The sequence below is a fragment of the Roseateles saccharophilus genome, from assembly GCF_031458095.1.
GTDB classification, from domain to species: Bacteria; Pseudomonadota; Gammaproteobacteria; order Burkholderiales; family Burkholderiaceae_C; genus Pelomonas; species Pelomonas saccharophila_A.
Genome location: NZ_JAVDXU010000002.1, coordinates 1,164,485 through 1,183,560 on the forward strand (window position 1 = coordinate 1,164,485; position 19,076 = coordinate 1,183,560).

The following is a 19,076-nucleotide window of genomic DNA, read 5'->3' on the forward strand; positions in this document are numbered from 1 at the left end:
CGGCGGCGGACACAATCGGCGGCTCGGCTTCCTTGCCCTGCCGCCGCTCATGTCCTCTGCCTCGTTGCCTGACCGCCTTCTTGTTTGGCTGAACGCGCTGCGGCCTGCGCCGCAGGCGGTCAATGCGCGCGAGCGCCTGCGCGTCGTCATCGGCGCCGGCCTGGGCCTGCTGCTGGCCGGCCTGCTCAGCCATGCCGCGATGGCGCCGGGCCTGCCCTGGCTGGTGGCGCCGCTGGGGGCGAGCGCCGTCCTCGTCTTTGGCGTGCCGGCCAGTCCGCTGGCCCAGCCCTGGGCCGTGGTCGGCGGCAACACGCTGTCGGCCCTGGTTGGCATTGCCTGCATGCTGTGGCTGCCGCTGCCCGCGCTTGTCGTTGCGGCCGCCGCCGTGGCGCTGGCCATCGCCACGATGTTCCTGCTGCGCTGCCTGCATCCACCCGGCGGCGCGGCCAGCCTGCTGATGGTGCTGACAGCCACCCACGACTGGCATTTCGCCCTGGTTCCGGTGGCCCTGAACTCCCTGCTGCTGGTGCTGGCCGGCATGGCCTACAACACGCTGACCGGCCGGCGCTATCCGCATGCCCAGCATGTGACGGCGCCGCCGCCGCCGGCCGCGGGCGCCACCGTCGCGCCGCCGCGTTTTGGCGATGCCGAGCTGGACGCCGTGCTGGCCCGCTACAACCAGGTGCTGGACGTGCCGCGCGACGACCTCGCCGACCTGCTGCACGAAGCCGAGATGCTGAGCTACCGCAACCGCCTGGGGCGTCTGCGCTGCACCGACATCATGTCCACGCCGGTCATCACGGTCGAGTTCGGCACGCCGCTGGCCGAGGCCTGGGCCTTGCTGCAGCAGCACCGCATCAAGGCCCTGCCGGTGGTGGACCGCGTGCAGCGCATCGTCGGCATCGTCACGCGCGCCGACTTCATGCGCGCCGCCGAAGGCCAGCAGCGCGAGGGCCTGGCCGGCCGGCTTCAGACCCTGCTGCGCCCCTCGTCCACCACGCATTCGAGCAAGCCCGAAGTCGTCGGCCAGATCATGAGCCGCCAGGTGCGGGTGGCCAGTGCCGAGCGGCCGATCGCTGAACTGGTGCCGCTGTTCTCGGCCACCGGCCACCACCACATTCCCATCGTCGGCGAGCAGGCAAGGCTCGTCGGCATCCTCACGCAGTCCGACCTTGTGAAAGCCCTCAGCCATGGCCCATGATGAACAACTCTTCCGCTGGGGCGTGATCGGCCCCGGCGGCATCGCCAACCGCTTTGCCGGCGCCCTCGCGGCCGTGCCGGGTGCTCGCCTCGCCGCCGTGTTTGCGCGCGACGCGGCCAAGGGCCGGGCCTATGCCGAGCAATGGAAGGGCGCCGGCGAAGCTGCCCGCGTGACGACAGCGCTGGCCGACCTGCTGGCCGACCCGTCCATCGATGCCGTCTACATCGCCACGCCCCATTCCAACCATGGCGAATACATCCGCGCCGTGCTGGAGGCGGGCAAGCCCGTGCTGTGCGAGAAGCCGCTGGTGACGACGCGCGCCGAGGGCCAGGCCCTGATCGAGCTGGCGCGCGCCAAGGGCGTCTTCCTGATGGAGGCGCTGTGGACGCGCTTCCTGCCCGCCTATGAGCTGGCCGGCCGCATGCTGCGCGAGGGCGCCATCGGCGAGCTGCGCGCCATGCAGTCCAGCTTCTGCTTCGCCGCCAACTACGACCCCCTGCACCGGCAGTGGAACCCGGCGCTGGCCGGCGGCTCGCTGTGGGACATCGGCATCTACAACCTGGCCGTGACGCGCTGGGTGCTGCAGCAGATGAATGGCGGCATCTGCCCCGAGCCCGAGTCCATCGCCGTGCAGGCCAAGATCGCGCCGACCGGCGTGGACGCCGCCGTCAACGTGACCCTGCATTTCCCCGGCGGCGTGACCTCGCAGTTCCGCTGCGGCTTCGATGCCGCCTCGGTCAATGCCTTCGAGGCCCTGGGCTCCAAGGCCGGCCTGCGCTTCCCGCTGGACTTCTGGCAGGCCGAGGCCGTCGAACTGGTGACTCGCAAGGAACCGGCCGAGCGCGTCGAGGCGCCCTTTGTCATCAACGGCTTCGAGGGCGAGATCGCCGAGGCCCAGGCCTGCATCCGCGCCGGCCTGGTGGAGAGCCCGCGCATGCCGCATGCCGAGACCCTGGGGCTGCTGGGCTGGATGGATGCCATCCGTGCCCGCTTCCCAGGTGGCGTCAACAAGGCTTGAAGCCCTCGGCGATGGTGGGTGACGCCGATCTCTTCCGCTGGGCCGTGATCGGCCCTGGCGGCATCGCCCACCATTTTGCCGCCGCCTTGCCCGCCGTGCCCGGTGCCCGGCTCGCCGCCGTGCTGGCGCGCGACGCGGCCAAGGGCCAGGCCTATGCCGCGCAATGGCAGCGCGAAGGCGAGGCGCCGGCGCGCGTGACGACGGTGCTGGCGGAGCTGCTGGCCGACGCGTCCATCGCCGCCGTCTACATCGCCACACCGCATTCCCATCACGGCGAATACATCCGCGCCGCGCTGCAGGCCGGCAAGGCCGTGCTGTGCGAGAAGCCGCTGGTGACGACGCGTGCCGAGGCGCAAGCCCTGGTGGACCTTGCGCGCGAGAAGGGCGTCTTCCTGATGGAGGCGCTGTGCACGCGCTTCCTGCCCGCCTATGAAGTCGCGGGCCGCATGCTGCGCGAGGGTGCCATCGGCGAGCTGCGCGCCATGCAGTCGAGCTTCTGCTTCCCGGCCCGCTACGACCCCCAGCACCGGCTATGGAACCCGGCGTTGGCCGGCGGCGCGCTGTGGGACATCGGTATCTATAACCTGGCGGTGACGCGCTGGGTACTGCAGCAGATGAGCGGCGGTGTCTGCCCCGAGCCGGTGGCGCTGGACGTGCGGGCCCAGCTCGCCCCCACCGGGGTCGATGCCGCCGTGCAGGTGAGCCTGCATTTCCCCGACGGCGTCACGTCGCAGTTCCGCTGCGGCTTCGACGCTGCCTCGGCAAATGCCTTCGAGGTGCTGGGCAGCCAGGGCGCGCTGCGCTTCCCGAAGGGCTTCTCTTTTGCCGAGGTCGTCGAGCTCGACGACCAGCGCGTCGCGGCGCCCTTTCTCCTCAACGGCTTTGAGGGTGAAATCACCGAGGCCCAGGCCTGCATTCGCGCCGGCCTGGTGGAAAGCCCACGCATGCCGCATTCAGAAACGCTGGCCCTGCTGGGCTGGATGGACGCAATAAGGGCGCGTTTTCCGCAGTCGGCCTAACGGCTCACCAGCACCCGGTTGCTGCGCGCCGGATGGCGCTGCAGCGTCATGGCCACGGCGTCGCGGGCGCCCTGGGCCCGCGCCGTGGCCGCCGATGCATTGCGCTGCACCGGGCAGTTGCCCATGTCGGCGTGGTACAGGGCCGTGGACAGCATGGCCTCGGACGTGTCGCCCAGGGCGTGCAGCGTGTCGTCGGCCACCGTGCAGCCTTTGACGAAGCGCGTGTTGCTCGCCGTGGCGTCGGCCTTGGGCTCGAGGCCGTCGGCATAGTCGCCGAAGCCTTGCGCGTTGACGCCGACGAACTCGATGGGGAAATAGCTGACGCCGCAGTTGTCCTTGGCCGTGAAGCCATAGGGCTTGCCGCAGGTCTTGCCGCCGATCAGCACGACATCCACGCCGATGCCGCGCAGGCCGTTGATGACCGACTCGCTGGCCGAGCAGGTGCCCGACTGCGCCAGCACATAGACCCGCGTCAGGTTCAGCGCCGGCAGGGCCTGCTCCTGGGTGCAGCGGTTGCCGACCAGGATGCAGGAGGTGTTGTAGAAGGGCGTGGCCTCGTTCTCATTGCTGCGCCTGGCGTTGAACTTCAGCGTCTCGAAGACCTGGCCCGAGGTGCGCGTGGCGCCGGCGATCATGGTGGCCAGCTCGCTGGCGATGTAGAGATAGCCGCCGCCGTTGTAGCGCAGGTCCAGCACCAGCTCGCGCACGCCCTGGGCCTGGAAGTCGCGCATGGCCGCGATCAGCTGGCCTTCCGCCGGTGCGATGTGCTCGTTGAACAGCATATAGCCGGCGCGCTGGCCCAGCGGCGTCGTCAGGATGCGGGCGATGGGCACCGGCGTCTTGGTGATGGAGGCGCTGGTCAGGCGCATCGAGAGGGTGGCGCCGCCCGGGCGGGTGAAGACAAAGCTGTGCTGGGCCTGGGCCGCGTCGGGGAAGAGGGCGGCGTTCAGCGCGTCGACACCGAAGGCATCACCCACGTCGGCGCTGACGCTGTCGACGCTGACAAGCTCGTCGCCGCGCTTCAGGCCGGCGCTGTCGGCGGGGCTGCCGGGCTCGACATAGGCGATCTGGATCTGCCGCGGCGGCAGCGGGCTGGTCAGCTTCCACTCGATGCCATAGCCGGCCTCGATGGCGTTCTCGCTCAGTGCCTTCCACTTGTCCGTCGGGTAGGTGAAGCTGAAGCGGTCGCGCTTCTGGCCGGTGTCGGTGGTCTGCGTCGTCTTCAGCGCCTCGAAATAGGCGTCCATGGCGGCGTAGGTGTCACCGCCGGTATAGGCCGACCCCGTCGGATCCACGCGCGACACCTCGTCGCGCCACAGATAGGCCTCGTCGAAATAGGCGCGCAGCCATTTCTTCTCGGAGTCCAGCGTCGAGGTGCGCAGATTGCCGGCCGCCAGCGTGTTGGTGGCGGCGCATTGCTGGGCGAAGCTGGCCGAAGGGCCGGCCGGGTCGATGGGCGCACTGCTGCTGCCGCTGCTGCTGTTGTTGCCTGAGCTGCCGCCCGAAGAGCTCGGGCTGTCGCCTGTACGGAAGATGGGGGTGCCCGCCTGGCCGCCACCGCCGCCGCAGCCGGCGAGCAGCAGCGGCAAAAGGACAGCCAGCGCGGCGGCGCCGCGGAACGGATAGGACATGAACGAACTCCCTGATTGAACGCAGGCGGTCTTGGCCGCCTCGGGCCGGCAGTCTAGGGCCTGGGCAGCCTAGCGCACATAGCGCTTCTCGATGCGCGTGATGCTTCCGTCACGCTGCATGCTGGCCAGGCCGATGTCCATCGCGGCCAGCGCGGCCATGCTGCGCGGGCTGTTCTTGGAAAAGGCCATGAAGGAGGGCTCGGAGTTGAAGTACTCCAGCGCGTGGCGCACCAGGCGGTCGGCCAGGCCAAGCTGGCGGATCTCCCAGGTGCCGGCCAGGGCACTGACGATGACGACCTCGGCGCGCCCGCGCTCGACCAGCTGCACGGCGCCGCCGACGTCGCGGCCATATTCGACGTGGCCGGCCGCCATCTCCAGCACTGCCTTGGGGTAGATGAAGCCGGCGCTCAGGGCCAGGCTGTGGCCGCGCAGGTCTTCCAGGTGCTGGAGCTGCAGGCCCGAGTCCTTGCGGCTGTAGAAGTGATAGCGCACGCCGGCGCGGTAGGCCAGGCTCCAGCGCAGGAAGCGGTCGCGCTCGGTGCTGTAGCTCACCGTCGTCGTGAAGTCCGCCAGGCCGCGCTCCAGCATGAAGAGGGCGCGCTTCCAGGGCACCCATTGCAGCTCGATGGCGCCGCCATGGCCGCCGCGGTGCAGGGCCTCGCGGGCGATCTCGATGTCGACACCCTCGCCGCTCGGGTGGCCCTGGGGATTCACCAGCGGCGGATAGACGGCATTGGCCAGCACCAGGGTGCCGCCGGCGGACGCCGATACGGCCTGGGCGCGCGCCCAACCTGGCGCCAGGGCGGCGGCGCCGAGGATCAGCAGGCGGCGCCGCGTGTCCATGTCAACGCAGGGCCAGGTCGACGACGGTGCCGGCGAAGACCGCGAAGCCCAGCCAGTGGTTGGAGCGGAAGGCCGTGAAGCAGCCCGCACGGCTGCGCCGGCGGATGAGCGTCCAGTGCCAGGCCGCCTGCGCCGCTGCCGCCGCGATGCCGAGCAGGAACCAGCGGCCCAGGCCCAGGCGCAGCCCGAGCCCCGCCCACATGGTGAGGTAGGTGGCGTAGAAGATCATGATGCCGGGCACATCCCAGCGGCCCAGGGCGATGGCCGAGGAGCGCACGCCGATCTTCAGATCGTCGTCGCGGTCCACCATGGCGTACTCGGTGTCATAGGCCAGCACCCAGAACAGATTGGCCAGCAGCAGGGCCCAGGCCGACAGAGGCACGGCGCGCAGATTCCATTCCATGCCGCCCAGGGCCGCCGCAAAGGCCATGGGGATGCCGAAGGAGAAGGCCACGCCCAGCACGGCCTGGGGCATGGCCAGCACGCGCTTGGCAAAGGGGTAGGCGATGGCCACGGCCAGGGCCGCGAAGCTCAGCAGGATGGCCGGCGGGTTGGTCGTCAGCACCAGGCCGAAGGACACGAGGGACAGCACCGCGCCGAGGATGAGGGCCTCCTTGACCGACACGGCGCCCGTCGTCACCGGCCGCTGGGCGGTGCGCTGCACATGGCGGTCGAAATCGCGGTCGGCCACGTCGTTGACGCAGCAGCCGGCCGAGCGCATCAGCACGGTGCCAAGGGTGAAGACGGCCAGCAGATGCCAGCCCGGCCAGCCGTCCGCGGCGATCCACAGCGCCGACAGCGTCGGCCACAGCAGCAGCAGCCAGCCGGCGGGGCGGTCCCAGCGGATCAGCTGCAGATAGAGGGTGAGCCGCGAAGGGGGTGTGGCGGCGGGGGCGGCAGTGGACATGGCAGCATTTTCACGCGCTTGGAGGGCGCTGGTTTGCTGCATAGTCTGCGCATGCAATGCGGAGGTTTGCGCCATGAGCCTGACAACCCGCGATCTGGTGATGCGGCACTGGCAACTCGCCAACGCCCAGGACTGGGAGGGCTTGAGCCGCCTGCTGCATCCCGAGATGAGCTACGACGCGCCGCAGAGCCGCGAACGCATCCTCAGCCCCCTGGGCTATGTGGACTTCTTCGCCACCTGGCCCCAGCCCTGGCGGGCCGAGGTGCTGAGGTGCATTGCCGACGACAGCAGCGCGATGACGCAGATCAGCTTCATCAGCAGCGCGCCGCCCATGATGGGCCTGAGCCTGTTCGACCTGAAGGACGGCCTGATCGTCAAGGTGACCGACTACTGGCCCGACCCCTACGAGCCGGGGCCGCGGCTGTCCAAGCATGTTGAGAGGTATTGACGCCCATGAACCGCCCGCTGGCAGCGCTGCTTCTCTCGGCCTCCCTGGCAGCCTGGGCCGCACCGGCGCCCCTGCCCAAGGAGGTCCAGACCTTCGTCGACCTGCGCGACGCCTGCGACCACTGGCGCGGCCAGCGCAGCTCTGACGCGGAGCGCCAGAAGGACATCGACTGGTCGGTCTGCCAGAGCTGCCCCGGCACCGATGCCGAGCTGGCCCGGCTGAAGCAGAAGTACAAAGGCAACGCCCGCGTGACCGAGGCCTTGGCCGGCTACGAGGCGCGCGTTGAACCCGAGGACAAGGCCGCCCAGGCCAAGTTCTGCCAGGCCACGCGCAAGCCGGCCGGGGTGCGCTGAGGCACCGCCTCCTACGCCCACGCCGAAATCCCCGCGCGTCCCAGGTCTTGCACGGCGCGCCTAAAGTCGCGCACCCCCCGACCCAGCCTCTGCCATGACCGACCTCAGCCGCTTCCCCATCACGAAGAAATGGCCCGCCGCCCACCCCGAGCGCCTGCAGCTCTACTCCCTGCCCACGCCCAACGGCGTCAAGGTGGCCATTGCGCTGGAGGAGATCGGCCTGGCCTATGAGCCGCATCTGGTCAGCTTCACCACCAACGACCAGCTCAGCCCCGAGTTCCTGTCGCTGAACCCGAACAACAAGATCCCGGCCATCATCGATCCCGACGGGCCGGGCGGCCGGCCGCTGCCGCTGTTCGAGAGTGGCGCCATCCTCATCTATCTGGCCGACAAGACCGGCCAGCTGCTGCCCCAGGACCCCGCGCGTCGTTACGAAGCCATCCAGTGGCTGATGTTCCAGATGGGCGGCATCGGGCCGATGTTTGGCCAGGTCGGCTTCTTCCACAAATTCGCCGGCAAGGACTATGAGGACAAGCGCCCGCGCGACCGCTACATCGCCGAGGCCAGGCGCCTGCTCAATGTGCTGAACATGCATCTCGAGGGCCGTGCCTGGCTGGTGGGTGACGAGTACACGATCGCCGACATCGCGACCTGGCCCTGGGTCAACAACCTGATCGGCTTCTACGGCGCGCGCGACCTGGTCGGCTACGACGACTTCCCCGAAGTCGACCGGGTGCTGCAGGCCTTCCTGGCGCGCCCCGCCGTGCAGCGCGGGCTCAAGATCCCGGCTCGCGACTGATCCTCACTGTTGCGCATTCGGGCCGAGCGCTGGGCCGCTCCCGAGCCGGCCCGCGCTGGCGATGTGCTCGCGGCTCGATGCCGCGAGCATCGCCGTCCCCTCGGGGGACCGTCCAAGGTATTCCTTGGACGAGGGGCTGACAACATGACGTGCACGCTGCAGCGAGTCGGCGACGATGCGGGCCGCAGTCTGGGCGAGCGCCGGCGTGTGGTCGGCCATGACCTGCATGCGCAGCCGGGCGCTGTTCAACGACACCGCCGGGTACTCGACGAGGTTGGCCAGCAGGCCGGCTTCGCTCATCTCGCGGCTGGCCACGCGGGCCACGGCGTCGTGCCCCAGCATGACGGGCACGATGGGCGAGGGATGGCCCAGCACCGTGACGCCCTGCTCGGTCAGCGCGCCGCGCAGGCCGAGGATGGCGCGCATCAGCCGTTCGCGCCTGTCCTGGCCCTCGCTGGAGCGCACGATGGCCAGGCAGGCACGAATGATGGCCACCTGCACCGGTGACAGCGCATTGGAGAAGGTGTTGGGCGCCGCGTAGAAACGCAGGTATTCCTTGATGGCGCGGTCATGGCTGGCGACGAAGCCGCCATTGGACGCAAAGGTCTTGGAAAACGAGCCCATCACCAGGTCCACCTGGCCCAGCATGCCCTGCAGGGCGAGCTGGCCGCCACCGCCCAGGCCCAGGCAGCCCAGGTCATGGGCCACGTCCACCATCAGCAGGGCGCCATGCTCGCGTGCCAGGGCCTGCAGGCGGCGGATGTCGGGCGAGTCGGCATCCATCGAGAAGCAGCCCTCGGTGACGACGAGGATGCCGTTGTGCGGATCGCGTTGGCGCACGCGCTTGAGCAGGCGCTCGACATGGTCGATGTCCAGGTGGCGATGCAGATGGATGTTGGGCGTGGCCGCGCGCGCGCCTTCGTGCAGGCAGTTGTGGGCCAGCTGGTCGATGACGATGTGGTCGGCCTCGCGCACCAGGCCCTTGATGGCGCCAAAGCCCGCCGCCCAGCCGGTCGGGAACAGCAGCACCTCGGGCGTGCGCAGCAGCTCGCCCAGCTCGGCCTCCAGGGCCACGGCCTCCTCGACATTGCCGGCCAGGGCCGTGGAGCCGGCGCTGTGCACGCCATAGCGCTCCATGGCCGCCTGGGCCGCGGCACAGACCTTGGGATGGCGGGCGAGCGACAGGTACTCCTGCGAGGAGAAGTTCAGCCCCGCGTGGCGCTGGCCGTCCAGCAGCGTCAGCTCGGCGGTGGCGCCGGGCCGGCCGCCCAGGCGCTTGGCGTAGGGGAAGACGCCATGCGACACCCGCGTCTGCGCCCAGGCATGGAAGGCCTGGGCCTTGGCAGCCAGGTCGATGCCCGGCTGGGTCAGATAGTCAAAGGACGAGCCGCGCAGCTCGGCCCCGTCGTTGCTGGAGTCCTCCTCCCTCGCCGTGGTGTCCACGGCCCGTTCCATCAATTCGTCCATAGCGGCCCCCGTTGAAAAGCTCGTTGTTGTGGGGGCGGACTGTGCTGAGCGCGAAGGGGCCGCGCATCATCATTTTTGGTGGGCCGGGCTCGCTACCCCCTCGGGAGGGGGCGTCTGTCCCTCTGCCTGGCCGCGATGGACTTGACGACGGTCTGCAAGGGCGGCGCCGCGGCGAAGTCGACCTCGTGCGGGGCCAGGGCCAGTTCCAGCAGCCGGCGCACCGCGGGGCGGTCAAGATCCTCTGGCGACTTCAGGCGGATGCTGCGCACCCGCACCCCCTCGCCTTCCAGCAGGCCTTCCGGGTCGGGCAGGCCCTTGCCGTAGAGGAAGAACAGCGTCACCCAGCGCGGATAGCCGGCGATGGACACCAGGCTGGCCGAGGCCTTGTCGGCCCAGGCATAGCCGATGGCCAGGGCGTTGTAGTTGTCGTAGACCAGCTCGAAGCCGCGCGGCACGCGCTCGCGCAGCCGGCGCCGGCAGGCCGTGATCGCCGCGGCCATGTCGGGCGTGTAGCGGGCGATGAAGGCGTCGACCTGGGCGGCGGTGGCGTCCGGCATCGCGGCCTCCTCAGTTCAAGGCGGTGATCCGGTCGCCATCCTGCGGCACGCAGCCCGCCGCCAGCGGCGCGCCGCCCTCGCGTTGCACGACACCTTGGGGTCCATGGCAGAACTCGATGCGCCGCGCGGTGGGCCAGCGGCGCAGCGCGAAGGCCTCGAGGCTGTCGGGCAGGCTGGTCTGCACGATGCTGGCGCGCAGCTGCTCGCGGGGCTGGTCGTCGAAGTGCAGCCAGGGCATGAAGTGGCCGGCCACCAGCAGCCAGCCGGAGACGTGCACCGGCTCGGGCGCATAGCCCTCGCGCTGCAGCCAGGCCTGGGCGTCCTCGCGCGTGCGCGGCCCGGCGCTGGCGGCGGCCAGCAGCTCGGCCACCCACTGGTTGCAGTTCTGGTACTGGGTGCTGAAGGGATAGGCGTTGGCGCTGTAGCGCGCGTTCAGCAGGCCCAGCGCGACGGGCTTGTCCAGGGCGGTGGCGGCCAGCGCAGCGGCGGCCTCGGGTGGCAGCAGCAGCAGGCTGACAAAGCCGACGTCGACATCGTCGCTGCCCGAGATGAAGCCGGCCAGGCCCTGGTCGAAGAGGCGGGGCTGGCCTTCGGCGCAGGCGTAGTAGAGCTGGCGCACGGCCCAGGGCGTGTCCAGGCCATCGGCGAGGGCGACGGCGGCATGCGAGTAGCGCAGGCCGAAGCGCGACAGGTCGGTGCCCGAGCGCGCGATCAGCGCGGCAGGGCTGCCGGACTCCGCCAAGGCCTGGCGGACGGTGGCGGTGAAGCGCAGCAGCCTGTCCTGCTGGGCGGCCGTGACCTCGCGGTGGGGGTCGCAGCCCCGCGGCAGGGCGCCGGCCTGGGCGGCAACCGCAGCCAGCAGGCCGGCCGCCGCGAGGGCGGCGCGGATCAAGGCTTGACGACGCGCGCGGCCAGCTCGCGGTGCCAGGCGTCTTCCAGCACCAGGAAGAAGGCTTGGCCCGTGTCGGCATGGGCGAAGGCGACGCCATAGGGCTGGGGCGTGGCCTGGACCTCGTCGCCGACGTTGACGGCGCGCGCGGCCAGGGCCTGCTGGGGCAGGGTCAGCTCGACGGGGGCGGCGCCCTCGCGCTCCAGCTTCAGGCGCAGCTTGCCGGCGGTGTCGGCCTGGGCCACCTCGGTGACGCGGTAGCGGCCTTCGGCGCGGTGTTCGCCACCGCTGCTGCTGTTGGACGAACCCTTGAAGGAGTCCGACACGCTGCCCGACGCGGACGAGCCGGCGTCGGCGGCAGAGGAGGCGGTGGTGGACGAGGCCAGGGCGGCTTGCGTGGCCAGGGCCAGGACGGCAGTGAGGACGAGGCGCATCGTGGGCTCGTGAGAGGGTGAGGATGGCCAACGATAGCGCGGATGTGTCAGCGCTTTGTTACCGCGAGCCTTCTTCCAGCCCGTCTTCCAGCGTGTCGAGGATGGGGCAGTCGGGCCTGTCATCGCCATGGCAGCTGTGCACCAGCTGCTGCAGCGTCGATTTCATGGCCTGCAGCTCGGCGAGCTTGGCCTCCAGTTCGTCCAGATGCTGCTGGGCCAGGGCCCGCACCTCGCGGCTGGGGCGGTCGCGGTCCTGCCACAGGCCCAGCAGGGCGCGGATCTGCTCCAGCGAGAAGCCCAGGTCGCGCGAATGGCGGATGAAGCGCAGCAGATGCACCTCGCGCTCGCCATAGACGCGGTAGTCGGCCTCGCTGCGGGCCGGCGGTGGCACCAGGCCGATGCTCTCGTAGTGCCGGATCATCTTGGCCGAGACGCCCGAAGCGCGGGCCGCGTCGCCGATGTTCATGCGCGCGTCCCCGAGGCGGTGCCGCGCCAGCGCTTCAGCGTCAGCGCATTGGCGACGACGCTGACGCTGCTGAAGGCCATGGCCGCGCCGGCGATGACGGGGCTCAGCAACCCGAAGGCCGCCAGCGGAATGCCGACGACGTTGTAGGCAAAGGCCCAGAACAGGCCCTGGCGGATCTTGGCGGTGGTGCGACGGGAGATGTCGAGGGCGTCGGCCACCAGGCGCGGGTCGCCGCGCATCAGCGTGACGCCGGCGGCTTCCGTGGCCACATCGGCGCCGCCGGCCATGGCAAAGCCCACCGAGGCAGCGGCCAGGGCCGGGCCGTCGTTGAGGCCATCGCCGACGAAGGCGACGACGGCGCCGCCTTCGCGCAGGGCCTGCACGGTCGCGGCCTTGTCGGCAGGCAGCACCTCGGCATGGACCTCGCTGATGCCGAGCTGTTGCGCCACTGCGGCCGCCGCGCCGCGGCTGTCACCGGTCAGCATGACGGTGCGGATGCCGCGCGAGTGCAACTCAGCGACGGCCGCGGCGGCGCTGTCCTTGATGCGATCGCCAAAGGCCAGCAGGCCCAGCAGGCGCCCGCCTTCGATGAGCCAGGACACGGTGTGGCCCCGGGCTTCCCATTGCTGCGCTTCGGCGGAGGCTGCGACGCCCGACTCCTGCGCCAGGCGCGCGCTGCCCAGCGCCAGCTTGCGACCTTGCACGATGCCCTCGACACCGCGGCCGGGCAGGGCGCGCGCCTGCTCGACAGACAGCGCCGCCAGCCCTTGGGCCTCGGCCAGCACGGCCAGGGCCAGCGGGTGGCTGCTCGTGCGTTGCAGGGCCGCGGCGAGCTGCAGGACCTCCTCGCGGCTCACACCTGGCGCCGGGATCACGGTGCTCAGCGTCGGCTGGCCCACCGTCAGCGTGCCCGTCTTGTCGAAGGCGACGATGGTCACCGCATGGGCCAGCTCCAGCGCCTCGGCGTCCTTGATGAGGATGCCCTGGCGGGCCGCGACGCCGGTGCCGGCCATCAGCGTCGTCGGCGTGGCCAGGCCCAGGGCGCAGGGGCAGGCGATGACGAGGACGGCGACCGCATTGATGAGGGCCTGCTCGGCGTCGCCGGCGTAGAGCCACCAGCCGGCAAAGGTCAGAGCCGCCAGCGCCAGCACGACGGGCACGAAGACGGCGCTGACGCGGTCGACGCTGCGCTGGATGGGCGCCTTGGCGGCCTGGGCCGACTCGACCATGCGGATGATGCGGGCCAGGGCCGTCTCGGCGCCGATGGCCGTCGTGCGCACGGTCAGCGCGCCTTCGGCATTGATGGCGCCGCCGGTCACGCGCTGGCCTTCGGACTTGGCCACCGGCAGGCTCTCGCCGGTGATCAGCGACTCGTCCACATGGCTGCGGCCCGTGACGATCTCGCCGTCCACCGGGATGCGGTCGCCCGGCCGCACGACGACGAGGTCGCCGACGCGCACCTCGGCCACCGGCACCTCGGTTTCGACCTCGCCGCGCAGCACCCGTGCCGTCGCCGGCCGCAAGGCGTTCAGGGCGCGGATGGCCTCCGTCGTCTGGCGCTTGGCGCGCTGCTCGAGGAATTTGCCGAGCAGCACCAGCGTGATGACGGCGGCCGAGGCCTCGAAATAGAGATGGGCATGGCCGGGGTGGCGGGCCAGCAGATAGACCGACAGGCCATAGGCCGCCGAGGTGCCCAGGGCCACCAGCAGGTCCATATTGCCGCTGCCGGCGCGCAGGGCGCCCCAGCCGGCACGGTAGAAGCGGGCGCCGAGAACGAACTGCACCGGCGTGGCCAGCACGAGCTGCAGCCAGCCGGGCAGCATCACGCCCAGCAGCATGGGCAGCAGCAGCGGCAGGGTCAGCACGGCCCCCAAGGCGACCGGCCACCAGGGGGGCAGGCCGCCGCGGACTTCAGGTGCGGTTGGCACTGCGCTCTGGACGGCGGTGGCCGGGTAGCCGGCCTTGTCCAGGGCCGCCGTCAGCGCGGCGACGGGCACATTGGGCAGGGCCTGGATGGTGGCCTTCTCGGTGGCGAGATTGACGCTGGCCTGCTGCACGCCGGGCACGGCCTGCAGGGCCTTCTCGACGCGGCGCACGCAGGACGCGCAGCTCATGCCGCTGACCTGCAGCGTCACGTCGTTGAGGGCGGAGGTGGGAGTCATGGTGGGCGCTTCGGTGAGGACGTGCTCATCCTCAGCCTTCCCATGATGGGAAGGTCAACAGTGTCCGCCGAATCGCCCCACCTCTGCCGGGGCCCGGGCTTACCAGGCCATCTCGCCCTTGTTGACCTTGGCGCCGATGTCCAAGGCGATGCCGAGGCCGGCCTGCGGGTAGGCCTGCTGCAGCGTCGCGATCAGGGCGGCGGCATTGGCGGCCTTGGGCAGTTCGGCCTCGAAGCGCTGCAGATAGGCCTGGGTGTAGCGGATGGCGCTGTCGTCCAGGGCCGTGCCGGCGGCCATATGGCCGGGTACGACGAGGGCGGGCTTGAGCGCCAGCATCTCGTCCAGCTGGGTTGCCCAAGCGGCGCGCTCGGCGGCTTTTTGCGTGTCGGCCGTCCACACATGCAGGCCGCCGAAGACGGCGATATTGCCGACGATGGCGCGGCTGGACGGGATCCACAGCCAGGGGCGATGGGCCAGCGGGCCGGTCGTGCCGCGCACTTCGATGGCTTCGCCGTCGACGGTCAGCGTCGTGCCCGTCAGCGCTTCCGGCACCAGGGGCTGGCGCGGTGCGTTGGCGCCCATCTTGGGCCCCCAGAACGAGACCTTGCCGGCCAGCTTGGCCTGGATCCTGTCGCGCACGGCCGGCGTGGTCAGCACTTGGGCTTCGGGGAAGAGGCTTTTGAGCACCTCGGCGCCAAAGTAGTAGTCGGGATCGGCTTGGCTGATGAAGATGGCCTTCAGGGCCTTGCCGCTGTCCAGCACCTGGGCCGCCACGCGCAGGGCGTCGGCGCGGGTGAAGCCGCTGTCGATGACGACGGCCTCGGTCCTGCCGCTGACGACGACGGCATTGACATGGAAGCTGCCGGCGTCGGCGTTGTAGACCCTGATGGCCAGCGGCGTGGTGGCGGTGGGCGCCTGGGCCAGGGCGGCGTTGGTGGCGACGGCGGCCAGGGTGGGCAGCAGCAGGCGGGCAAAGCGGCGGGGGTGGAAGAAGGACATGGTGTTTCCGGTGAAGGTTGATTCGACCGGAGTCACTGTATTTATCGTGGTTCGGTCGATAAAGTCCGCTTCAATCGAATATTTGTTGTACTGATCGATGCAATGGACCGCCTGACCGCCACCCGCGTCTTTGTCACCGTCGTCGAGCAGGGCAGCCTGACCCAGGCGGCCGAGCGCCTTGACATGTCCACCGCCATGGTCAGCCGCTATCTGGCCGCCATGGAGGCCTGGCTGGGCGCGCGCCTGCTGCACCGCACGACGCGGCGGCTGAGCCTGACCGAGGCCGGGCAATCGGCCCTGGCTTCCTGCCGCCAATTGCTGGACCTCAGCGAAGACGTTGCCCACCAGGCCGGCGCCGCCCGCCGCGAGCCCTCGGGGCGGCTGCGCATCACCTGCTCGCCGTCCTTTGCCGAGGCCCAGCTGGCACCGGCCCTGATCGACTTCCAGCGCCTGCATCCGCAAGTCGCCTTCTCGCTGACCGTGGCCGACCGCAGCGTGGACCTGGCGGCCGAAGGCATTGACCTCGCCGTGCGCATCACCAACTCGCTGGAGCCCACGCTGATCACTCGGCCGCTCGGCCTGTGTCGCTCGGTGCTGTGCGCGTCACCCGGCTATCTCGCCGAGCGCGGCCGGCCCGAGACGCTGCAGGCCCTGCAGGCCCACCGCTGCCTGGCCCATGCCTTTGTCAGCGCGGCCCAGTACCGCTTCCGCCACGCCGGCCAGATCGTCGAGCTGCCCATCACCGACGTGCTGTCCACCAACGACGCCGCCGTGCTGCGCCGCGCCGTGCTGGCCGGCGGCGGCCTGGCCATCCTGCCGACCTATTTCGTCGGCGAAGACCTGCGCTCCGGCCGCCTGATCGGCCTGCTGCCCGACTATGAGCCCGAGCCCCTGGGCGTGCATGCCGTCTTCCTGTCGCGCCAGCATCAGCCGCTGGCCCTGCGGCTGCTGGTGGACTTTCTGGCCGAGCGCTTCGGGGGCGACACGCCGCCCTGGGATCGCGTCAGCTGAGCTGCAAGGCCGCCGCGAGATGGCCCCACACCGTCTGCACGCGCTGCAGATGGCGGGTCTCGGGATGGGTCAGCAGCCACAGATCGGTCTCGGCCTCGTCCAGCGGCTCGGTCAGCCGGCGCAGCTCGCGCCGCGGCTCGGCCAGGAAGAGGGGCAGCACGCCCACACCCAATCCTGACGCCACCAGCTCGGCCACGCTCTGCACGCTGCCGGTGCGAAAGGCCGGCTGCAGCGTCGGGAAGTGCTTCTGCCGCCAGCGCACCGAGGGGTGCTCGGGCAGGCCGTCGTCGGGCGCGACCCAGGCCGCATCGCCGGCCTCGACCTGGTCCCAGTGCTTGATGGCGCTGGACTTCGCGGCGTAGAGGGCGACGCGGATGGGGCCGACGCGGCGGCCGATCAGATGGGCCGGCGGCGTGCTCGTCGCGCGCAGTGCAATGTCGGCATCGCGCCTGGTGAGGCTGGCCAGCTCGTTGCCGGTGTGCAGCTCGAACTGCAGCCGCGGCTGGGCCCGGTGCAGGGCTGCCAGGGCCGGCGCCAGCAGGCCGTGCAGCAAGGTGTCCGTCGTCGTGATGCGCACCGTACCCGCCGCCTGGCCGGGCTGGGCCTGAGCCGCGGTGCGGGCCGCTTCCAGCGCGGCCTCGACCTGCTCGGCCTGGGCGGCGAGGGTGCGCGCCAGCTCCATGGCCTTGTAGCCGCGCCGGCCGCGCTCGAACAGGGCCTGGCCCAGGCCACGCTCCAGGCGCTGCAGCATGCGGAAGACCGTCGATGCATTGACGTTGAGCCGCTCGCCGGCCGCGGCCAGCGTGCCGGCGCGGTGCAGGGCCAGCACCAGGGCGAGATCGGCGGGAGCGAGTTCGTATTGCATGGCTGCAATCTGAGTTGGCTGGTTTGCGTATTTTCATGCGTCGATTGCCTACCTACATTGGCTGCATCGCAACACCCTTCTGGAGATGCTCCATGGCTTCCTCGACCTCACTCGGCCTGCTGCTGCTGCGCCTGTCCCTCGGCCTGATGTACCTCGCCCATGCCGGGCTGAAGCTGTTTGTCTTCAGCCTGCCTGGCACGGCGCAGTTCTTTGCCGGCCAGGGCCTGCCGGGTGTGTTGGCCTATGTCGTCTTCGCCGCCGAGGCTGTTGGCGGTGCGCTGCTGCTGCTCGGCGTCTACCCGCGCCAGATCGCGCTGGCCCTGCTGCCCATCCTGCTCGGCGCGGCCTGGGTGCATGCCCCCCATGGCTGGGTGTTCACGGCGCCGGGGGGCGGCTGGGAGTACCCGGTTTTCCTGGCCGCGATGTCGGTCGTGCTGTGGCTGGCCGGCGATGGCGCCGCAGCCCTCAAGCGCAGCGCGCGCTTCACCTGGAGTGCGGCATGAGCACCCAACTGACGCTGGTCAGCCACGCCCTGTGCCCCTACGTCCAACGCGCCGCCATCGTGCTGAAGGAGAAAAGCGTGGCCTTCGAACGCATCGACGTCGACCTCGCCCACAAGCCCGACTGGTTCCTGCGCCTGTCCCCGCTGGGCAAGACACCGGTGCTGAGCGTCGGCGGCGAGGCGCTGTTCGAGTCCGCCGTCATCTGCGAATACCTCGACGAAACCCGGCCCCCGCGCCTGCATCCCGAGGAGGCTCTCGCGAGAGCGCGCGAGCGGGCCTGGATGGAATTCGGCTCGGCGGTGCTGAGCGGCATCGCCATGCTCTACAGCGCGGGCGACGACACGGCGCTGGGCAGGGCCTATGCCGCGCTGCGCGGGCGCTTCGAGCAGCTCGAAGCCGTCCTGGGTGAAGGGCCCTGGTTCGCCGGGCGCCGCTTCGGCCTTGTCGACGCCGTCTTCGGCCCCGTGTTCCGCTACTTCGACGTCATCCCGCCGGAAGACCTGTTCGACGGCCTGCCGCGCGTGCAGGCCTGGCGCGAAGCCCTGGCCGGGCGGCCCTCGGTGCGCGAGGCGGTCTCGACGGGTTATGCCGACAGGCTGCGCGGCTTTCTGCTCGAACGCGGCAGCGCGCTGTCGCGGCGTCTGAGCGGAGTGCGGCCGAACCTGAGCGACGAAGTCCGCTGTACTTGATCACCAAGCGGTCGGCATCCCATCGTCGATGACCGCTGTGCTGACTTGCATCAACGGTGCTGGAAGAGGGCTTGACCTTCCCATGGGGGGAAGGTCCAAAGTTGCTCTGCACCATTGCAGAAGGAGCACACGATGCAAGTCTTCCGAGTCGACGACATGACCTGCGGCCACTGCGCCAGCAGCATCACCAAGGCCGTCCTTGGCGTAGCTGCCGACGCCCGCGTGGAAGTGGATTTGCGGCAGCAGCGGGTTCGCATAGAAACGGCCAGGGCTGACGCTGAAGAGCTGGCCGAAGCCATCACCGATGCCGGCTACACCCCGGTTCCGGTGTCAACGCCGGCAGACCCACCACGACCGGCCGGCCAGCGCTCGGCCTGCTGTGGATGCTGTGGCTGACGGCGAGCAGCGCCGTCCCGGTTGATCCGCATCAAGCCCTACCTGGGCCGCCGGTGCAAAGCTCTGCTCAACCCCAACAGGAGGTTCGCATGCATAACGTTTTAGCCCTGATGACTGCTGCCGTTCTCGCGGCTTGCGCGTCCATCGCCGTGGCGCAGTCCGACAAGGATCACGCGGCCCACCATCCTGAGGGGGCATCTGCCCCGTCTGCGGCAGCGAAAAAGCCCGCCGTTCCAGCCAAGGCGCCCACAGCCAAGCCGCAAACCGCTGTGGCGGCAGCGTCTGCCGCGTCCGGCGCAAAGGGAATGGGCATGCGCGACGACATGCACCAGCCGGGTGGCATGCATCACCGGATGCATGGCAAGGACGGCAAGATGACGGGCACCGTGCCCGCCGCCTCTGCGGCAAGCCAGTGATGG

General features: G+C 70.4%; 22 protein-coding genes. 11 read left to right on the forward strand and 11 right to left on the reverse strand.

What is annotated here, in order from left to right; all coding sequences use genetic code 11:
* The first annotated feature begins 49 nt into the window (after positions 1-49).
* Genes J2X20_RS18190 through J2X20_RS18200 form a run of 3 tightly spaced genes read left to right on the forward strand, consistent with a single transcriptional unit; the run spans position 50 to position 3,238 of the window.
* Positions 50-1,201, forward strand: coding sequence for an HPP family protein (locus J2X20_RS18190; RefSeq protein WP_310267405.1), 1,152 nt, complete (start codon positions 50-52; stop codon positions 1,199-1,201).
* Positions 1,191-2,219: a Gfo/Idh/MocA family protein gene (locus tag J2X20_RS18195; protein WP_310267407.1), complete on the forward strand. Its 1,029-nt coding sequence runs from the start codon at positions 1,191-1,193 to the stop codon at positions 2,217-2,219. Before J2X20_RS18190 ends, J2X20_RS18195 begins: the two co-directional genes overlap by 11 nt.
* On the forward strand, positions 2,216-3,238 hold the full coding sequence (locus J2X20_RS18200) for a Gfo/Idh/MocA family protein (protein ID WP_310267409.1): 1,023 nt from the start codon (positions 2,216-2,218) through the stop codon (positions 3,236-3,238). The genes J2X20_RS18195 and J2X20_RS18200 overlap by 4 nt, the downstream gene beginning before the upstream one ends.
* Here the strand turns inward: J2X20_RS18200 and J2X20_RS18205 are convergent.
* The 3 genes from J2X20_RS18205 to ubiA form a co-directional block, all read right to left on the reverse strand.
* A complete protein-coding gene (locus J2X20_RS18205) occupies positions 3,235-4,869 on the reverse strand; it encodes a S41 family peptidase (protein ID WP_310267411.1) in 1,635 nt (544 codons plus the stop codon). The genes J2X20_RS18200 and J2X20_RS18205 overlap by 4 nt on opposite strands.
* Positions 4,870-4,938: 69 nt before the next feature.
* Positions 4,939-5,712, reverse strand: a complete 774-nt coding sequence (locus tag J2X20_RS18210) for a substrate-binding periplasmic protein (RefSeq protein WP_310267413.1) — start codon at positions 5,710-5,712, stop codon at positions 4,939-4,941.
* A gap of 1 nt (position 5,713) precedes the next feature.
* The gene (gene ubiA, locus J2X20_RS18215; protein WP_310267415.1) at positions 5,714-6,619 is read right to left on the reverse strand and encodes a 4-hydroxybenzoate octaprenyltransferase; all 906 of its coding nucleotides are present in this window, start codon (positions 6,617-6,619) and stop codon (positions 5,714-5,716) included.
* A 73-nt stretch (positions 6,620-6,692) separates the two neighbouring features.
* On the opposite strand from ubiA, the gene J2X20_RS18220 reads away from it, so the two are divergent.
* The 3 genes from J2X20_RS18220 (at position 6,693) to J2X20_RS18230 (ending at position 8,219) form a co-directional block, all read left to right on the forward strand.
* Positions 6,693-7,067 carry a nuclear transport factor 2 family protein gene (locus tag J2X20_RS18220; RefSeq protein WP_310267418.1) on the forward strand — a complete coding sequence of 125 codons (375 nt, stop codon included), beginning with the start codon at positions 6,693-6,695 and terminating at the stop codon, positions 7,065-7,067.
* A gap of 5 nt (positions 7,068-7,072) precedes the next feature.
* Complete coding sequence (locus tag J2X20_RS18225; RefSeq protein ID WP_310267420.1) at positions 7,073-7,420, forward strand: hypothetical protein; 348 nt, start codon at positions 7,073-7,075, stop codon at positions 7,418-7,420.
* Positions 7,421-7,514: 94 nt separating this feature from the next.
* Positions 7,515-8,219, forward strand: a complete 705-nt coding sequence (locus J2X20_RS18230) for a glutathione S-transferase N-terminal domain-containing protein (protein WP_310267422.1) — start codon at positions 7,515-7,517, stop codon at positions 8,217-8,219.
* Positions 8,220-8,222: 3 nt separating this feature from the next.
* Here the strand turns inward: J2X20_RS18230 and J2X20_RS18235 are convergent, their stop codons facing one another.
* The 7 genes from J2X20_RS18235 to J2X20_RS18265 form a co-directional block, all read right to left on the reverse strand.
* A complete protein-coding gene (locus tag J2X20_RS18235; RefSeq protein ID WP_310267424.1) occupies positions 8,223-9,686 on the reverse strand; it encodes an aminotransferase class I/II-fold pyridoxal phosphate-dependent enzyme in 1,464 nt (487 codons plus the stop codon).
* 92 nt (positions 9,687-9,778) lie between these two features.
* Complete coding sequence (locus J2X20_RS18240) at positions 9,779-10,243, reverse strand: DUF1801 domain-containing protein (protein ID WP_310267426.1); 465 nt, start codon at positions 10,241-10,243, stop codon at positions 9,779-9,781.
* A gap of 10 nt (positions 10,244-10,253) precedes the next feature.
* Positions 10,254-11,135, reverse strand: a complete 882-nt coding sequence (locus J2X20_RS18245; RefSeq protein ID WP_310267428.1) for a DUF2145 domain-containing protein — start codon at positions 11,133-11,135, stop codon at positions 10,254-10,256.
* A complete protein-coding gene (locus tag J2X20_RS18250) occupies positions 11,132-11,566 on the reverse strand; it encodes a hypothetical protein (protein ID WP_310267430.1) in 435 nt (144 codons plus the stop codon). Before J2X20_RS18250 ends, J2X20_RS18245 begins: the two co-directional genes overlap by 4 nt.
* A 58-nt stretch (positions 11,567-11,624) precedes the next feature.
* Positions 11,625-12,032, reverse strand: coding sequence for a Cu(I)-responsive transcriptional regulator (cueR, locus tag J2X20_RS18255; RefSeq protein WP_310267432.1), 408 nt, complete (start codon positions 12,030-12,032; stop codon positions 11,625-11,627).
* Positions 12,029-14,194: a heavy metal translocating P-type ATPase gene (locus J2X20_RS18260; protein WP_310267434.1), complete on the reverse strand. Its 2,166-nt coding sequence runs from the start codon at positions 14,192-14,194 to the stop codon at positions 12,029-12,031. Before J2X20_RS18260 ends, cueR begins: the two co-directional genes overlap by 4 nt.
* Positions 14,195-14,293: 99 nt before the next feature.
* The gene (locus J2X20_RS18265) at positions 14,294-15,193 is read right to left on the reverse strand and encodes an MBL fold metallo-hydrolase (RefSeq protein WP_310267438.1); all 900 of its coding nucleotides are present in this window, start codon (positions 15,191-15,193) and stop codon (positions 14,294-14,296) included.
* Positions 15,194-15,295: 102 nt separating this feature from the next.
* On the opposite strand from J2X20_RS18265, the gene J2X20_RS18270 reads away from it, so the two are divergent.
* Positions 15,296-16,204 carry a LysR family transcriptional regulator gene (locus J2X20_RS18270; protein WP_310267440.1) on the forward strand — a complete coding sequence of 303 codons (909 nt, stop codon included), beginning with the start codon at positions 15,296-15,298 and terminating at the stop codon, positions 16,202-16,204.
* On the opposite strand, the gene J2X20_RS18275 is transcribed toward J2X20_RS18270, so the two are convergent.
* A complete protein-coding gene (locus J2X20_RS18275) occupies positions 16,197-17,069 on the reverse strand; it encodes a LysR family transcriptional regulator (RefSeq protein WP_310267442.1) in 873 nt (290 codons plus the stop codon). The two genes, J2X20_RS18270 and J2X20_RS18275, sit on opposite strands and share 8 nt — an antisense overlap.
* A 92-nt stretch (positions 17,070-17,161) precedes the next feature.
* On the opposite strand from J2X20_RS18275, the gene J2X20_RS18280 reads away from it, so the two are divergent.
* From J2X20_RS18280 to J2X20_RS18295, 4 genes are all read left to right on the forward strand, one after another.
* Positions 17,162-17,572: a DoxX family protein gene (locus J2X20_RS18280; protein ID WP_310267444.1), complete on the forward strand. Its 411-nt coding sequence runs from the start codon at positions 17,162-17,164 to the stop codon at positions 17,570-17,572.
* Positions 17,569-18,261, forward strand: a complete 693-nt coding sequence (locus tag J2X20_RS18285; protein ID WP_310267446.1) for a glutathione S-transferase family protein — start codon at positions 17,569-17,571, stop codon at positions 18,259-18,261. Before J2X20_RS18280 ends, J2X20_RS18285 begins: the two co-directional genes overlap by 4 nt.
* Positions 18,262-18,393: 132 nt before the next feature.
* Positions 18,394-18,657 (forward strand): heavy-metal-associated domain-containing protein, encoded by a 264-nt coding sequence (locus tag J2X20_RS18290; protein WP_310267448.1) that lies wholly within the window; start codon positions 18,394-18,396, stop codon positions 18,655-18,657.
* An 89-nt stretch (positions 18,658-18,746) separates the two neighbouring features.
* Positions 18,747-19,073, forward strand: coding sequence for a hypothetical protein (locus tag J2X20_RS18295; protein ID WP_310267450.1), 327 nt, complete (start codon positions 18,747-18,749; stop codon positions 19,071-19,073).
* Positions 19,074-19,076: the final 3 nt, after the last annotated feature.

Excerpts from the sequence above, each read along its gene's own strand:
- J2X20_RS18235 (WP_310267424.1), bottom strand. The coding sequence starts at position 9,686 with ATGGACGAATTGATGGAACGGGCCGTGGACACCACGGCGAGGGAGGAG.
- J2X20_RS18280 (WP_310267444.1), top strand. The coding sequence starts at position 17,162 with ATGGCTTCCTCGACCTCACTCGGCCTGCTGCTGCTGCGCCTGTCCCTC.
- J2X20_RS18230 (WP_310267422.1), top strand. The coding sequence starts at position 7,515 with ATGACCGACCTCAGCCGCTTCCCCATCACGAAGAAATGGCCCGCCGCC.
- J2X20_RS18240 (WP_310267426.1), bottom strand. The coding sequence starts at position 10,243 with ATGCCGGACGCCACCGCCGCCCAGGTCGACGCCTTCATCGCCCGCTAC.
- J2X20_RS18210 (WP_310267413.1), bottom strand. The coding sequence starts at position 5,712 with ATGGACACGCGGCGCCGCCTGCTGATCCTCGGCGCCGCCGCCCTGGCG.
- J2X20_RS18220 (WP_310267418.1), top strand. The coding sequence starts at position 6,693 with ATGAGCCTGACAACCCGCGATCTGGTGATGCGGCACTGGCAACTCGCC.
- ubiA (WP_310267415.1), bottom strand. The coding sequence starts at position 6,619 with ATGTCCACTGCCGCCCCCGCCGCCACACCCCCTTCGCGGCTCACCCTC.
- J2X20_RS18205 (WP_310267411.1), bottom strand. The coding sequence starts at position 4,869 with ATGTCCTATCCGTTCCGCGGCGCCGCCGCGCTGGCTGTCCTTTTGCCG.
- J2X20_RS18295 (WP_310267450.1), top strand. The coding sequence starts at position 18,747 with ATGCATAACGTTTTAGCCCTGATGACTGCTGCCGTTCTCGCGGCTTGC.
- J2X20_RS18190 (WP_310267405.1), top strand. The coding sequence starts at position 50 with ATGTCCTCTGCCTCGTTGCCTGACCGCCTTCTTGTTTGGCTGAACGCG.
- J2X20_RS18260 (WP_310267434.1), bottom strand. The coding sequence starts at position 14,194 with ATGACTCCCACCTCCGCCCTCAACGACGTGACGCTGCAGGTCAGCGGC.
- J2X20_RS18270 (WP_310267440.1), top strand. The coding sequence starts at position 15,296 with ATGGACCGCCTGACCGCCACCCGCGTCTTTGTCACCGTCGTCGAGCAG.
- J2X20_RS18250 (WP_310267430.1), bottom strand. The coding sequence starts at position 11,566 with ATGCGCCTCGTCCTCACTGCCGTCCTGGCCCTGGCCACGCAAGCCGCC.
- J2X20_RS18285 (WP_310267446.1), top strand. The coding sequence starts at position 17,569 with ATGAGCACCCAACTGACGCTGGTCAGCCACGCCCTGTGCCCCTACGTC.
- J2X20_RS18195 (WP_310267407.1), top strand. The coding sequence starts at position 1,191 with ATGGCCCATGATGAACAACTCTTCCGCTGGGGCGTGATCGGCCCCGGC.
- J2X20_RS18265 (WP_310267438.1), bottom strand. The coding sequence starts at position 15,193 with ATGTCCTTCTTCCACCCCCGCCGCTTTGCCCGCCTGCTGCTGCCCACC.
- J2X20_RS18275 (WP_310267442.1), bottom strand. The coding sequence starts at position 17,069 with ATGCAATACGAACTCGCTCCCGCCGATCTCGCCCTGGTGCTGGCCCTG.
- J2X20_RS18225 (WP_310267420.1), top strand. The coding sequence starts at position 7,073 with ATGAACCGCCCGCTGGCAGCGCTGCTTCTCTCGGCCTCCCTGGCAGCC.
- cueR (WP_310267432.1), bottom strand. The coding sequence starts at position 12,032 with ATGAACATCGGCGACGCGGCCCGCGCTTCGGGCGTCTCGGCCAAGATG.
- J2X20_RS18290 (WP_310267448.1), top strand. The coding sequence starts at position 18,394 with ATGCAAGTCTTCCGAGTCGACGACATGACCTGCGGCCACTGCGCCAGC.